The organism is Luteibacter anthropi, from assembly GCF_011759365.1.
Classification (GTDB): domain Bacteria; phylum Pseudomonadota; class Gammaproteobacteria; order Xanthomonadales; family Rhodanobacteraceae; genus Luteibacter; species Luteibacter anthropi.
In genome coordinates this window covers 187508-201325 of record NZ_JAARLZ010000001.1, presented here as the reverse complement: position 1 = coordinate 201325, position 13818 = coordinate 187508, and the positions used below count along the sequence as shown (strand labels likewise).

The 13818-nt window shown below is 61.0% G+C and carries 9 protein-coding genes; 6 read left to right on the top strand and 3 right to left on the bottom strand.

Translation table 11 applies throughout. The features are described 5' to 3' along the window. Positions 1-10 precede the first annotated feature (10 nt). Entirely contained in the window at positions 11-676 is a 666-nt protein-coding gene (locus tag HBF25_RS00815; protein WP_341778003.1) for a response regulator transcription factor, read from the bottom strand. A gap of 11 nt (positions 677-687) precedes the next feature. After that, on the bottom strand, positions 688-2628 hold the full coding sequence (acs, locus tag HBF25_RS00810) for an acetate--CoA ligase (protein WP_166945640.1): 1941 nt from the start codon (positions 2626-2628) through the stop codon (positions 688-690). Between the two features lie 189 nt (positions 2629-2817). On the opposite strand from acs, the gene HBF25_RS00805 reads away from it, so the two are divergent. From HBF25_RS00805 to HBF25_RS00780, 6 genes are all read left to right on the top strand, one after another. Then, positions 2818-4293 carry a hypothetical protein gene (locus HBF25_RS00805; RefSeq protein ID WP_341778002.1) on the top strand — a complete coding sequence of 492 codons (1476 nt, stop codon included), beginning with the start codon at positions 2818-2820 and terminating at the stop codon, positions 4291-4293. A 12-nt stretch (positions 4294-4305) separates the two neighbouring features. After that, a complete protein-coding gene (locus tag HBF25_RS00800) occupies positions 4306-5964 on the top strand; it encodes an MFS transporter (RefSeq protein WP_166945639.1) in 1659 nt (552 codons plus the stop codon). Between the two features lie 174 nt (positions 5965-6138). Further along, positions 6139-6849 (top strand): MgtC/SapB family protein, encoded by a 711-nt coding sequence (locus HBF25_RS00795; RefSeq protein ID WP_166945637.1) that lies wholly within the window; start codon positions 6139-6141, stop codon positions 6847-6849. Between the two features lie 308 nt (positions 6850-7157). Then, on the top strand, positions 7158-10349 hold the full coding sequence (locus tag HBF25_RS00790) for a TonB-dependent receptor (RefSeq protein ID WP_166945636.1): 3192 nt from the start codon (positions 7158-7160) through the stop codon (positions 10347-10349). Positions 10350-10535: 186 nt separating this feature from the next. Then, on the top strand, positions 10536-11600 hold the full coding sequence (locus tag HBF25_RS00785) for a PA0069 family radical SAM protein (protein ID WP_425483419.1): 1065 nt from the start codon (positions 10536-10538) through the stop codon (positions 11598-11600). Positions 11601-11838: 238 nt separating this feature from the next. Then, positions 11839-13344 (top strand): class I adenylate-forming enzyme family protein, encoded by a 1506-nt coding sequence (locus tag HBF25_RS00780; protein ID WP_166945633.1) that lies wholly within the window; start codon positions 11839-11841, stop codon positions 13342-13344. Between the two features lie 62 nt (positions 13345-13406). Here HBF25_RS00780 and HBF25_RS00775 read toward each other — a convergent pair whose 3' ends face one another. Then, on the bottom strand, positions 13407-13760 hold the full coding sequence (locus tag HBF25_RS00775; RefSeq protein ID WP_166945631.1) for a hypothetical protein: 354 nt from the start codon (positions 13758-13760) through the stop codon (positions 13407-13409). Positions 13761-13818 lie beyond the last annotated feature (58 nt).

The window sequence follows — 13818 nt, the reverse complement described above, 5'->3', positions numbered from 1 at the left end:
AGGCGCGCTCCTACAGGGAGTCCGGAAACTCCGGCAGGGGTGTTTTTTCTACGTCGAGGTGGCTGGCGGCCAGGGCGACCTGGGTGCGATTGGAGACGCCAAGCTTGCGCATGATCGCGGTCATGTGTGCCTTGACCGTGGCTTCCGATACGCCCAGGTCGTAGGCGATCTGCTTGTTGAGCAGACCCTCGGCAATCATGTTCAGCACGCGGAACTGCTGTGGCGTGAGCGACGCGACACGTACAGCCATGTCCGCTTCGTCGGGCTTCAGTTCCGCCTGCCCGATCACCAACTGCGGCGGCAGCCAGACGTCGCCGTCGAGCACGCTGCGTACGGCCTCCACGATAGTGTCCACGGCCGCCGACTTCGGAATATAGGCCGAGGCACCATGCGCGATCGCACGTCGTGCGATCTGCGCTTCCTCATGTCCGGATACCACGATGGTCGGCAGCCCGGGATACTGGCCACGGATATGCGCCAGCGCAGAAAAGCCTCGCGCGCCGGGCATATGCAGATCCATCAGCAGCAGATCGGCCTCCGGCAGCGATTCGATGAGGGCGAACAGCGCGGGCACGCTGTCCGCCGCATGCACGGTCGCATCCGGCACGGCCGCGACCACCGCACGCTGGAGCGCGTCACGGAACAGCGGGTGGTCGTCGGCGATGAGAACCTGCACGGGGGGCCCCATTACTTCACGAGCCGTTCCTCGACGAGGCTGCGCACCACGCCGGGATCGGCAAGCGTCGAGATGTCGCCCAGCTGGTCCGGCTGGTTTTCCGCGATCTTGCGCAGGATGCGGCGCATGATCTTGCCCGAGCGGGTCTTCGGCAGGCCCGGCGCCCATTGCAGGTGATCCGGCGCCGCGATGGGGCCGATCTCCTTGCGTACGCCGGCAATCAGCTCCTTCTTGAGCTCATCGCTGCCCGACTCGCCGGCATTGAGGGTGACATAGGCATAGATGCCCTGGCCCTTGATGTCGTGCGGGCAACCGACCACGGCAGCCTCGGCCACCTTGGGATGGGCCACCAGCGCGCTTTCCACTTCGGCCGTGCCGATGCGGTGGCCGGAGACGTTGATCACGTCATCGACACGGCCGGTGATCCAGTAGTAACCATCGGCATCGCGGCGCGCACCGTCACCGGTGAAGTAGTTGCCCGGATAGGTCTTGAAATAGGTATCGATGAAGCGCTGGTGGTCGCCGTAGACCGTGCGCATCTGGCCCGGCCAGGAATCGGTGATGACCAGGTTGCCGCTGCACTCGCCATCCTGCGGCTTGCCGTCGGCATCGACGATGGCCGGCTTGATGCCGAAGAACGGCAGCGTGGCCGAACCCGGCTTCAGTTCCGTGGCGCCGGGCAGCGGCGTGATGAGGAAGCCGCCCGTTTCCGTCTGCCACCAGGTATCCACGATGGGGCAGCGCTCGTCGCCCACCACGCGGTGGTACCAGCTCCAGGCTTCCGGATTGATCGGCTCGCCTACCGTGCCGAGGATGCGAAGGCTCTTGCGCGAGGTCTTCTTCACCGGCGCGTCGCCTTCGCGCATCAGCGCGCGGATGGCGGTGGGCGCGGTGTAGAACAGCGTCACCTGGTGCTTGTCCACCACCTGCCAGAAGCGGCTGAAATCCGGATAGTTCGGCACGCCGTCGAACATCACCACGGTGGCGCCGTTGGCCAGCGGACCATACACCACGTAGCCGTGGCCGGTGATCCAGCCCACATCGGCCGTACACCAGTAAACGTCGTCCTCGCGCAGGTCGAAGGTGAGTTCATGCGTGAGGCTGGTGTACACGAGGTAGCCGCCACTGGTGTGCAGCACGCCCTTGGGCAGTCCCGTGGAGCCGGAGGTGTACAGCGTGAACAGCGGGTCTTCCGCGTTCATCGGTTCGGCCGGGCAGTCGGCGGACTGCCCTTCCATCAGCGTGTGGTACCAGCGGTCGCGCGGCGACTGCATCTGGATGGCGCCACCCGTGCGGCGTACGACGATCACCGTTTCCACGCTGTTGGTGTTCGGCCGGGTAAGCGATTCGTCGACATTGGCCTTCAGCGGGATCTTCTTGCCGCCGCGGCAGCCTTCATCGGCCGTGATGATGAGCTTGGCCTTCGAGTCGGCGATGCGACTGGCCAGCGAATCGGGCGAGAAACCGCCGAACACCACCGAATGGATGGCGCCGATGCGCGCGCAGGCCAGCATCGCCACGGCGGCCTCGGGCACCATCGGCAGATAGATCACCACGCGGTCGCCCTTGACCACGCCGAGGTTCTTCAGCGTGTTGGCGAACTTGCATACCTCGCCGTGCAGCTCGCGATAGGTGAGGCGGCGGGTCTCATCGGGATCGTCGCCTTCGAAGATGATGGCGGTCTTGTCGGCACGCGTCTCCAGGTGGCGATCGAGGCAATTGGCGGCCACGTTGAGCTGGCCGTCCTCGTACCAGCGGATATGCAGGTTGGCCGGGTCGTAGGAGACGTTCTTGATCTTCGTCGGCGGCACGATCCAGTCGATCCGCTCGCTCATGGTCTTCCAGAAACCGTCGGGGTTCTGGACCGACTCGGCGTACATGCGCTCGTAGTCGTCCTTGCGGACACGCGCCTTCTCGGCGAAAGCGGGGTCGACCGGGTACTTCTCGGACATGCGGGCTCCTGCGTGACGGGGTTTCGGCCGTGCCGAACGGTTGCGTGGGGCTTGGATCGTCGAGTTTACCCTTGCCGTGCGACGTAAGAGCGCACCCCCCGTTCGACTTTGGTCGAGTTTCGACCTTTGGCCAATGGAAGGCTTGCACGGGCCTGCCACATGCTCGGGCCGCCAATGGTTGGGGAGACCATGATGAAACCGATCCGTAATGGAGGCCGCAACGCGGTCGCCTTAAGTATCGCCTGCGCCCTGATGCTGCCGCTGGCAGCCCTGCCCGGACGAGCTCACGCCCAGTCCACCGCGAAGAAAGCCGCCAGTCACGAAGCCGAACTGGAAGCCCGGGTAAACCAGCTCGAACAGCAGCTGGCCGAGCTGAAGGCCATGATCCAGGAGCAGAAAGCCGCCACGAACCAGGCTGCAGCCACGGCCCAGGCTGCACAGACCCAGGCACAGCAAACCGACGAAAAGGTGACCAAGGTCGAGAAGACCGTGGCCTCGGTGCCCGCCAAGCCCGTGCTGAGCACCACGCCTGGCCTGTCGGTGGCCTTGCACGGCTTCATCAACGCCAGCGCCTTCTCGCAGAGCAAGGGCTACACCTTCGGCAACGGTGCCAATGCCGAGTATCCGATCCCCGGCCAGGGCGGCCGGGTGAATGATTCGCTCAGTGGCGTCGATGTCCGCAATACCCGCTTCTGGCTCGATTTCAGCGGCGCGAAATTCAATGAACACTGGACCGGCGGCGGCCGCCTGGAGATGGATTTCTTCGGTGGCTATAACGGCACCGGTGCCTACAGCCAGCAGCAGCCGATTGCCCGCCTGCGCGGTGCCTATATGGACCTCACCAATGTCGAGAGCGGCACCACGTTCCGCATCGGCCAGATGTGGGACCTGATGTTCCCCCTGGAATACATCCCGCAGTCGCTCTCGCACATCGCTTTTCCGTTGGGCTATGGCACGGGCGTGATCGGCTGGCGCTACCCCGGCATCATCTGGATGCAGGAGCTCAACCATCACTCCGACGGCGTGAAGTGGCGCTTCGACCTGGCCGCCTTCGAGGGCAGCTGGAATGGCCCGGGTCTCACCACCAACTACCTCACGGCCGGCAACGCAGGCTTCAAGCCACAGGTGGAGGCACGCCTGACCGCCAAGGGCGACAAGTGGCAGGCCTTCGCGGCCGCGCACTGGTCGAAGCTGGACCTGCACGGCGTGGACGGCGGGACCGTTACGCCGATCAAGAGCGACATCACCAGTTCCGCCGTGGAAATCGGGGGCATGTGGATGCCCGGCGACTTCATCTTCCGCAGTGCGGTGTACACGGGCAACGCCATCGGCCAGATCTTCGGCGGCCTGTCGCAGTTCGGCGACATCAAGGACAAGGGCGGCTACTTCCAGGCCGGCTACAAGTTCACGCCGAACTGGACCCTTTACGGCTTCATCTCGGCCAGCAAGCCCGACCGGGACGACGTGCTGCGCTGGCGCGCACCGAATACGGCCGGCCTGCTGAAAAACCGCCAGCAGGCGCTCAGCCTGCAATACACCGCCGGTGCCTATGACTTCAGCGTGGAGTGGATCCACTCCAACCTGGATTCCACCACTACCAACGGCCTCGGCCGGCAGAAGACCTCCGCCAACGAGTTCACGCTCAACGGCAATTACCGGTTCTGAGGGAGATAACGCATGGCAACGACAGCATCCGGCCTGCGTGCCGACGGCAGCATCGGCACGAGCCACAGGCGCGTGGTCTTCGCCTCCAGCCTGGGCACCGTGTTTGAGTGGTACGACTTCTATCTCTACGGCTCGCTCGCCGCGATCATCGGCAAGCAGTTCTTCACCGGCCTCAACGAGACGAGCCAGTTCATCTTCGCCCTCCTCGCCTTCGCGGCGGGCTTCGCCGTGCGTCCGTTCGGTGCCATTGTGTTTGGTCGCATCGGCGACCTGATCGGGCGCAAGTACACTTTCCTGGTCACCATCATCATCATGGGTACGTCTACCTTCCTGGTGGGCGTGCTGCCCGGCTATTCCACGATGGGCATGGCGGCACCGGTGTTGCTCATCCTGCTGCGCCTGTTGCAAGGGCTGGCGCTGGGCGGTGAATACGGTGGTGCCGCCACCTATGTGGCCGAGCACGCGCCGCAGGGCAAGCGTGGCCTGTACACCAGTTTCATCCAGATCACGGCCACCTTCGGCCTGTTCCTGTCGCTGCTGGTGATCCTGGGTACACGTCTGGGCCTGGGCGGCGAGACCTTCGAAGCCTGGGGCTGGCGCATTCCGTTCCTGGTCTCGTCGATCCTCGTGGGCGTGTCGGTATATATCCGCATGCAGCTGCACGAATCGCCCGTGTTCCAGCAGATGAAGGCGCAAGGCAAGCAGTCGAAGGCACCGCTCACCGAAGCCTTCGGCCAGTGGAAGAACCTGAAGCTGGTGATCCTCGCCCTGCTGGGTGCCACGGCCGGTCAGGCCGTGGTCTGGTACACGGGACAGTTCTACTCGCTCTACTTTCTTACCCAGAGCCTGAAGATCGACGCCACCACCGCCAACCTGCTCGTTGCCGCCGCGCTGTTGATCGGCACGCCGTTCTTCGTGTTCTTCGGCTGGCTGTCCGACCGCATCGGCCGCAAGACCGTCGTGCTCTCCGGCTGCCTGATCGCGGCGCTCACCATGTTCCCGATCTTCAAGGGACTCACCCACTTCGGCAATCCGGCTGCGGAAGCCGCCGCGGCCTCGGCGCCAGTGAGCGTGACGGCCGATCCACAGGCATGCAGCTTCCAGTTCGATCCGGTGGGCAAGAAAACCTTCACCAGTTCCTGCGACGTTGCCAAGAGCGTGCTGGCAAAGAAAGGCATTCCCTATTCGAATATCACAGCCTCGGCAGGCACGCTGGCCAGCGTGAAGATCGGCGATGAGGTGATCGCCTCGTTCGAGGGAAGTGCACTCGACAAGGCAACGTTCACCGCACAGAACAAGGACTTCACGACAAAGATCGACGCACAGCTGAAAACCGCCGGTTATCCTGCAAAGGCCGACCCGGACCAGGCGAATTACCCCATGCTGATCGTGCTTCTGGCCTTGCTGGTGATCTACGTCACCATGGTCTACGGCCCGATCGCGGCATGGCTGGTGGAGATGTTCCCCACGCGCATCCGCTACACCTCGATGAGCCTGCCGTATCACATCGGCAACGGCTGGTTCGGCGGCTTCGTTCCCACCATCGGTTTCATGCTGGTGGCCTGGAAGGGCGATATCTACTACGGCCTGTGGTACCCCGTGGCCGTGGCCCTCATGACCTTCGTGATCGGCCTGTTCTTCGTACGCGAAACCAAAGACCACCCCCTGTAGGAGCGCGCCTCGCGCGCGACCGGGTTCATCACCAGTCCTGGTCGCGCGCGAGGCGCTGCTGCAACGCATGCATTGCTGCCGTGCAACAAACGGCAGCAATAACGTTTAAACACTTAAATGTCCGCATGCACGAGGTCACACGCCCTATACCAGGGCCGGCTTAAGCTCGCACGGATGATCCATCCGCTCGATATCTTCTACCGCCTGGTCACTGCCGCGATCCTGAGCGGCATCATCGGCGCCAACCGCGGCAGGCTTGAATGGACCGCCGGCCTGCGCACCCACATGCTCGTCGGCGTGGGTGCGGCATTGGCCATCATCGTATCGGCCTTCGGCTTTAACGATGTACTGAACGAACAGCACGTGGTGCTGGACCCGTCGCGTATCGCCGCACAGGTCATCAGTGGCATCGGCTTCCTGGGCGCCGGCACCATTCTTTTCGTGGAACGCGACCAGATCGTGCGTGGCCTCACCACGGCCGCAAGCCTTTGGGCCGTGGCTTCTGTCGGCCTGGCTGCAGGCGGTGGGCTCTATACCGGAGCCATCATTGCCACCGTAGTGATCTGGGTGATTCTCGCCCTGCTCAAACCGCTTGAACGACGGCTGGTCGGAAAGAAAAACCGGCGCCCACGAATGACCGTCAGACTGAGTGGCACGACGGCACTGGCCGCCTGCGAAACCGCGCTGGCCGAACACCATCTCCCTTTCGCGAAAACCGTTTTGCGGCGCGACGCATCGGGCGATGACGTGGTCACGATCCTGTTTGCCCGGCCTGTCGGAAGGGAGCAACTGGCGTCACTGGCAGACTCGCTTCGCGACCTGGAAGGGCTCAGGAGCGTGAGCTACGACGCCCCGGATACCACGCATTCTTTCGAAAACGAATAAGCGTATTCGGCAAGTACGGCATGATCCTTCGATTTCATGCCCTGTGATATTGCGAATTAACCCCGTGTTTCGCATCGATTTTATAGCCATGTTCACGGGGATCTTTTTATAGATCAAGTGGATACGGCACGCACACCGTGATGTGAGCTGATTCGCAAATTGTTGCTAACGGAACTTTTCCCCGTTATAGACCTGTCAAGAGCGTGTGAGGGAACACGCTCTTCTTTTCGAAGCCACCCGGTTGGGGAACGCAAGGGTTGGGTGGCTTCGCTTTTGAACGTTCTGTTCTATCTGGGGAGTACAACCGAATGTTTTCGAACGAATCCTTCCGGGGACGCGTGGGGCGTCGCTCGGCTCTGAGCATCGCTCTGGGTACCTGCATCGCCGGCATGGCTGGCCAAGCCATCGCCCAGCAGAGTGCCGGTGCGATCTTCGGTACCGTCACCAACGCCGCTCCGGGTTCCACCATCCTGGTGGAAAGCGTGGACACGGGTGCCAAGCGTGAGCTGAAGGTCGACGCCGATGGTCGTTACCGTGCGTCACAGCTACAGGTCGGTACCTACCGCGTCACACTCATGGATGGCGGCAAGACCGTGTCCACGCGTGACAACGTCGCCGTGACCATTTCCGGCGCGACAGAAGTCGGTTTTGGCGGGAACACCTCGGCCAGCGGCGCACAGACGCTCGAAGGCGTCTCGGTCAACGCATCCGCGCTTCCGCAGATCGACGTTTCGTCGGTCGATACGCGTTCGGTGTTTACAGCCGAGCAGCTGCAAAAACTGCCGGTGGGTACCAGCGTCGGCGCGGCCGCCCTGCTGGCGCCTGGCGTCGTGGCCGGCGACTCGCGCTTCAACACCGACGGCAAGGCACGTCTGGCCATCGGCGGCTCGGGTATTTCCGAGAATGCCTATCGCATCAATGGTTACAACGTCACCGATCCGCAGTCGAACGAAACGTTCTTCGAAATGCCGTTCTTCGCGATTGACCAGGCCCAGGTACTGACGGGTGGCGCTGGTGCCCAGTTCGGCCAGAGCACCGGTGGGGTGGTCAACATCGTCGGCAAGCGTGGTACGAACGAGTGGAAGTTCAGTGCGCGTATCGACTGGACGCCTGAGTCGCTGCGCTCGGATATGCACAACCTCTACAACTCCAAGAATCCGGAAGATGCGGGTTTTGGCGACGTCATCGGGTACAACCACGGCGGTGCGGGTATCACCGAGCGCTTCGGCTCCGATGGCAAGCTGCGCCAGTACAGGAAGAAGACCAAGAACACCGAAACCCTGTACAGCCTGCAGTTGAGCGGTCCGCTGATCAAGGACAAGCTCTTCATGTACGCGGCCGCCAGCTTCCAGAAGAACGACGGCCAGGAAGTCACCGGTAGCGCTTCCTACGCGCAGAACGGAAGCCTCACGGCAGCCACGGCCAACAATCTTGCCTCGGGCTATCGCGATCGCGTTGTCAAGGCGGTGAAGTGGTACACCAAGTTCGACTGGAACATCACGGACAACCACCTCCTCGAACTGACGGGCATGCAGGACAACACTCGTCGCGACAACGAGGTCTATGGCTGGTCGTACGCTACGCTCAACAAGCTCGGTCGTCGTCCTGACCAGGACACCAAGAGCAAGAACAACAATCGCCTGTACATCGCCAAGTACACCGGTTACATCACGGATGACTTCACGGTCAGCGCCCTTTATGGTCGTACGCGGACGATCGATCCTAACCTGTCGGTCATTCCGAACGTGCCTTACGTGCGCGCCAATCCGGATAGCCCGGTCGTGAACCAGATCCACAACTATCTGTCCGACGCCAACCAGCGCCCTGCGCGCAACGGCGAGAACAAGACCGATGGCTGGCGCATCGATCTGGAATATCGCCTGGGTGACCATGACCTCAAGGGCGGTATCGATCACCAGACCCTGAAGACCACCACAGGTCAGGACACGGCGAATCTTGGCGCATTCGGTGGCGAATACCTGTTCGCTGCTGATCCTACCAAGACCTATCCGCAGGGTATCGTCCAGCAGACGCGTTTGTCGAACGGCGGCCACTACAAGCTCAAGCTGAAGTCGTACTATGTCGAGGACAACTGGCAGGTTTCGGATCGCTGGCTTGCTTATATCGGTCTACGTAACGAATCGTTCGAGAACTACAACTCCTTCGACAAGGTGTTCTTGTCCAAGAAAAACCAGTGGGCACCGCGACTGGGTGTGGCCTGGGACGTGAACGGCGATTCGAGCCTCAAGGTGTACGCCAACGCGGGCCGTTACTACCTTGCCCTTCCGACAGGTGTGGCCGTCCGCGGTGCCGGTGGTTCTCTGTTCACAACGCAGAACTTCTCTTTCAACGGCATTGATCCCAATACCGACATGCCGCTCAACCTCGTACCGCTGGGCCCGGTGGAGTCGGCCAACTCCGAATTCGGCCAGACGCGCGACCCACGCACAGCCCGCATCAAGGGTCTTCGCTCGCACTATCAGGATGAATATATCGTTGGCCTTGACAAGCAGCTTAACGATCAGCTGACGGTCGGTGCGCGTGCGATTTATCGTGACCTGAAGTCGCAGGTCGACGATACGTCCGATCCGCGTCCGGTATGCCGCTACATGGCCTCGCACTACAGCGATTTCTCGAGCGCGCAGGACTGCCTCGATAATTTCAACTATCAAGGTGTCATCTTCAATCCGGGCCGTGGCGCCGAATTTGACGTAAACGTTGCGGCCTCGGGTCAGCCCGCCGATCTGCGTCACATCAAGTTGTCCAAGGAAGATTTGGGCATGCCGGACCCTAAGCGAAAGTATCTGTCGCTGAATGTCTATGCCGAGCATCCGTTCTCGAACAACTGGTATGGACGAATCGATTACACCTGGTCGCACAGCTACGGCAACACCGAAGGACAGGTCAAGTCGGACATCGCCCAGCAGGACGTTGCAGCATCGCAGGACTGGGACTACCCCGAATTCATGCGCTATGCCAACGGTAACCTACCCAATGACCGTCGCCACCAGATCCGCGGTTTTGGTTACTACCAGCTGAATCCTGAGTGGATGCTCAGCGCGACGGCCACGGCCAACTCGGGTCGTCCGAAGAGCTGCATTGGCGCATGGTTCCGCGATGCGAACGGTGTCTTCACCGATCCGTCGAATGGCTACATGCTGCGTCCCACCGCCGGTGGCGCGTATCACGTCTGCTATGGCACGCCGTCGCCGCGTGGTGCGAAGGGCAATCTCCCCTGGACTTACTCGCTTGATCTCGGTGTAACCTGGACTCCAGCGTTTGCGGATCACAAGCTGGCGTTCACCGCTACGGTCTTCAACGTGTTCAACACGCAGAAGGTCACCGTGTACGAAGAGCGCGCCATGGGTGGCCCGGTTGATGACGGTACGCACAACAAGGCTGGCGTCCCGAACGGCGGTAACCCGCTTGCGATCTACAAGCGTGCGGTCGATTACTCTGCCCCGCGTGCGGTCCGCTTCTCGGTGCAGTACGACTTTTAAGTAGTAAGAAACCGATTTCACGGCTTCTAACAAAAAGCCCAGTGCAAACCCCCAATTACCGTTCCCGGCCGCGCATGGGCCGGGGGCGGTTTTTTTTGTTTTTCAGAATATTGAGCGACCAGCAGGGCTGTCTCGCATGATGAGATCTGGATAGTGTACATTTGTACAATGTCCGAGCCCATCCCCATGATCCGGGTCCACAAAGGCCGCGGTGCTGCCTCCAATCCAGAGGGGCGCTTCGAATCCACGCGCCACCAGGCCGAGGACGACGGCTGGTATCGCGAAGACGACGAGCACCGGCCCGTGACCGAGGTCCGCGAGGAACTGGCCCGAAGCGTAATTACCAGGAACGACTCGCCGGACATCGGTTTCGACCAGGCCATGAATCCTTATCGGGGATGTGAGCATGGGTGCGTTTATTGCTATGCCCGGCCATCGCACGGTTATCTCAACCTGTCTGCCGGCCTGGACTTCGAGACCAAGCTCTTCGCCAAAAGCAATCTGGCCGAGATCCTTCGCGGCGAACTGGCAAAGAAGAACTACGTGTGCAAGCCGATCAACATCGGCAGCAATACCGATCCATACCAGCCCATCGAGAAGCGGTGGCGGCTGACCCGGGCAGCATTGGCGCTGCTCAATGAGTGCAACCACCCTTGCACCATCGTCACCAAGAATGCGTTGATCGAGCGCGATATCGATATCCTCGCGTCGATGGCTGAGCGGAACCTGGTGCAGGTGTTCATCTCGATCAACTCACTGGATAACAAGCTGGCCTCGAAACTGGAGCCTCGCGCATCGGCGCCGCATAGCCGGCTGAAGGTCGTGAAAACCCTGTGCGATGCCGGCGTGCCGGTAGGCGTTCTCGTCGCGCCTATCATCCCTGCATTGAACGAGAAGGACGTGGAAGGGATCATCGAGCGCGCTGCGGCGAACGGCGCCAATTCGATTGGCTATACGTGTGTTCGTCTGCCGCATGAGTTGAAGCAGCTCTTTCGCGAATGGCTGGATATCCATTACCCCGATCGCGCCGCACATATCATCAGCCTGATCCAGCAGATGAACGGTGGCAAGGATTACGACAGCAACTTCGCTACCCGGATGCGCGGGCAGGGCGTCTTCGCGGACATCATCCGGAAACGAGTGCAGGTGGCTTCAAGAAAAGCCGGTCTATACCGTGCCTGGGATACGGTGTTGGATACGTCGCAATTCGTGCCGCCGCGTATTCATTCACCTCAAGGCGAATTGTTCTGAGCATGGCATGCCGATAGGGTTGTTTTTCGCCGGGTTCCGGTCAGCGAACGTCGCACATATGCATAACTACCATTGAGGTCTGGCAATGCGCTTCATTGCCAGGGCATGTCCCTATGACGAAAACATCCATGTTTCATGGAATTGTCCTAGGGATGAATAACCAAGGATTTTGATCTAGAGAGCCCGTTCCACACGTGGTCAAGTACGGCACACTTACCCCTGCCGGACGCCATGTGACATGAGCACCATCGACGATTCACCGGTCGCCGGACCCTTGCGGTCGCTCCTCGACTTTGCCCGTAACCACCCCGATGCCATCGCCATCATCATCGGCGATGAAGCATGGACGTATTCACGCCTATCCAGCGAAGTGCTGAAGCTTGCCCGCGGCCTGCGCAAGGCGGGCATCGTCAAGGGCGACCGGATCGTGACGCTGGCCAAGACATCGCCGAATGCTGCGATTTTCATGCTCGCCAGCGTGCTGGCCGGCGCAATCATCGTTCCATTGAAGAAAGAGCTGACCGTCGTCGAACTGGGTGAGTTCTTCCATCGTCTGTCGCCCTCGCTGATCTTCCACGATATGGACATGGGGCCATCCATCGCATCCGCGGGTGCCGGCCTTCCGTGTCGCATCGTGACGTCCGCCGATGAGGGCGACATCTCGTGGAGGAGTCTCTCGGTTGAACAGACATCCGATGCGCTTTTCACCGATCTGGAAGCAGTCTGCTTGCTTCTCGCCACGTCGGGTACCACGGGTGTCCCGAAACTGGTGACTTATAACCAGCGGGCGATTCACCATCTTGTTGAATCCATGGAACAGTGGGAAACCGGTCCGGGCATGCGCCTCATGGCCAACAGCCCCATCGCCCATGTGTCCGGAACGATGATTCTCTTCGTGGGCCTTTCCACCGGCTGTACGCTGGTCATGCCCGAAGGCCCCACTATCGATCATGTGCTGGATGCCGTCGAACAGCATGGCGTGCAGGCGATGTTCGTGGTGCCTTTCATCTGTCCCGTCATGGTGGATGCGCAGCTGCGCAACCCCCGCAATGTCAGCTCCTTGCGGATATGCGGCATCGGTGGCGATGCCTGTCGCTCCGAAGTGGCCCTCGATTTCGAGCGTGCGTTCAACGTGCGCTTAAGGAATACCTATGGCATGACCGAATGCCTCGGTAGCATGGACCTGGGTGATACCTGGGATGTCATGCGGCCCAGGCCGGATCGCGTCCGTCTGGTCGGCCCTGACGGGAATACCGTGACGCGAGGCGTGATCGGCGAGGTACATATGCGCGGTCCCAACACGAGCCTGGGCTACTGGGAGGCACCGGGCGTCGTCAGGACGCATCTCACGGACGACGGCTGGCTGGCCACGGGCGACAAGATGCGCGAAGACGAAGACGGGATGCTTCAATTCGTCTCGCGAAGCAAGGACATGATCCTGCGCGAGGGTTTCAACATCTCACCTACGGCCGTCGAAAACAGGCTTCTTCAGCATGCACTGGTCGCCGATGTCGCCGTGGTCGGGATACCCGACGACAGGCGTGGGCAACTCGTCGTAGCAGCGATCAAGCTGGCTCCGGATGCAGGAGAGGACGGCCTGGCATCGGTAATGACCTGGCTCAATACCCAGCTCGGTGCGTTCCATCTACCTGATCGCCTGCATACCATCGATCGTATTCCGCGCAATGCCATGGGCAAGGTACTTCGGCACGAAGTGGCAGGGGCATTGTTGAAGACCATCTGATCCGTGCGCTACCGAAGGATGGAACCCCCGGGATCATGCCTGGAGGTTCCATCCATCCATCGTCAGTAGTGGGTCACCATGACGACAGGGCTGCCGTTGGGGCAGTTACCGAGGACCTTGGGGCCATCGATGATGGCGCCCTTGTAGATCTCTCCCACGAAATCCTTGATTTCGCAGGCGGCCGCAAAGCTTTCCATCCAGTTGCACTTGTACGTGCCGCCGGTGTCTTTGAGCTTGCTCTGCAGGCAGAAGTGCGTATACGGACCGGCAAGTGCTATCGACGGGGCAGGGGTGATGCTCCTGACGCCATGGGAGAAGTTCAGCGACTCATCCTGTCCGGCATCCTGCGCGATGGCAGTGGCCGAAAACATCAGGAACATCGTACAGGCAGCCGCCTTGATTGCTTGAATTCGCACGTGTTGTCTCCTTGAGTGATTGAAGTATTGATCTCTACTCACTGCGTGGCTCTCTATA

Excerpts from the sequence above, each read along its gene's own strand:
- acs (WP_166945640.1), bottom strand. The coding sequence starts at position 2,628 with ATGTCCGAGAAGTACCCGGTCGACCCCGCTTTCGCCGAGAAGGCGCGT.
- HBF25_RS00805 (WP_341778002.1), top strand. The coding sequence starts at position 2,818 with ATGATGAAACCGATCCGTAATGGAGGCCGCAACGCGGTCGCCTTAAGT.
- HBF25_RS00800 (WP_166945639.1), top strand. The coding sequence starts at position 4,306 with ATGGCAACGACAGCATCCGGCCTGCGTGCCGACGGCAGCATCGGCACG.
- HBF25_RS00795 (WP_166945637.1), top strand. The coding sequence starts at position 6,139 with ATGATCCATCCGCTCGATATCTTCTACCGCCTGGTCACTGCCGCGATC.
- HBF25_RS00790 (WP_166945636.1), top strand. The coding sequence starts at position 7,158 with ATGTTTTCGAACGAATCCTTCCGGGGACGCGTGGGGCGTCGCTCGGCT.
- HBF25_RS00785 (WP_425483419.1), top strand. The coding sequence starts at position 10,536 with ATGATCCGGGTCCACAAAGGCCGCGGTGCTGCCTCCAATCCAGAGGGG.
- HBF25_RS00780 (WP_166945633.1), top strand. The coding sequence starts at position 11,839 with ATGAGCACCATCGACGATTCACCGGTCGCCGGACCCTTGCGGTCGCTC.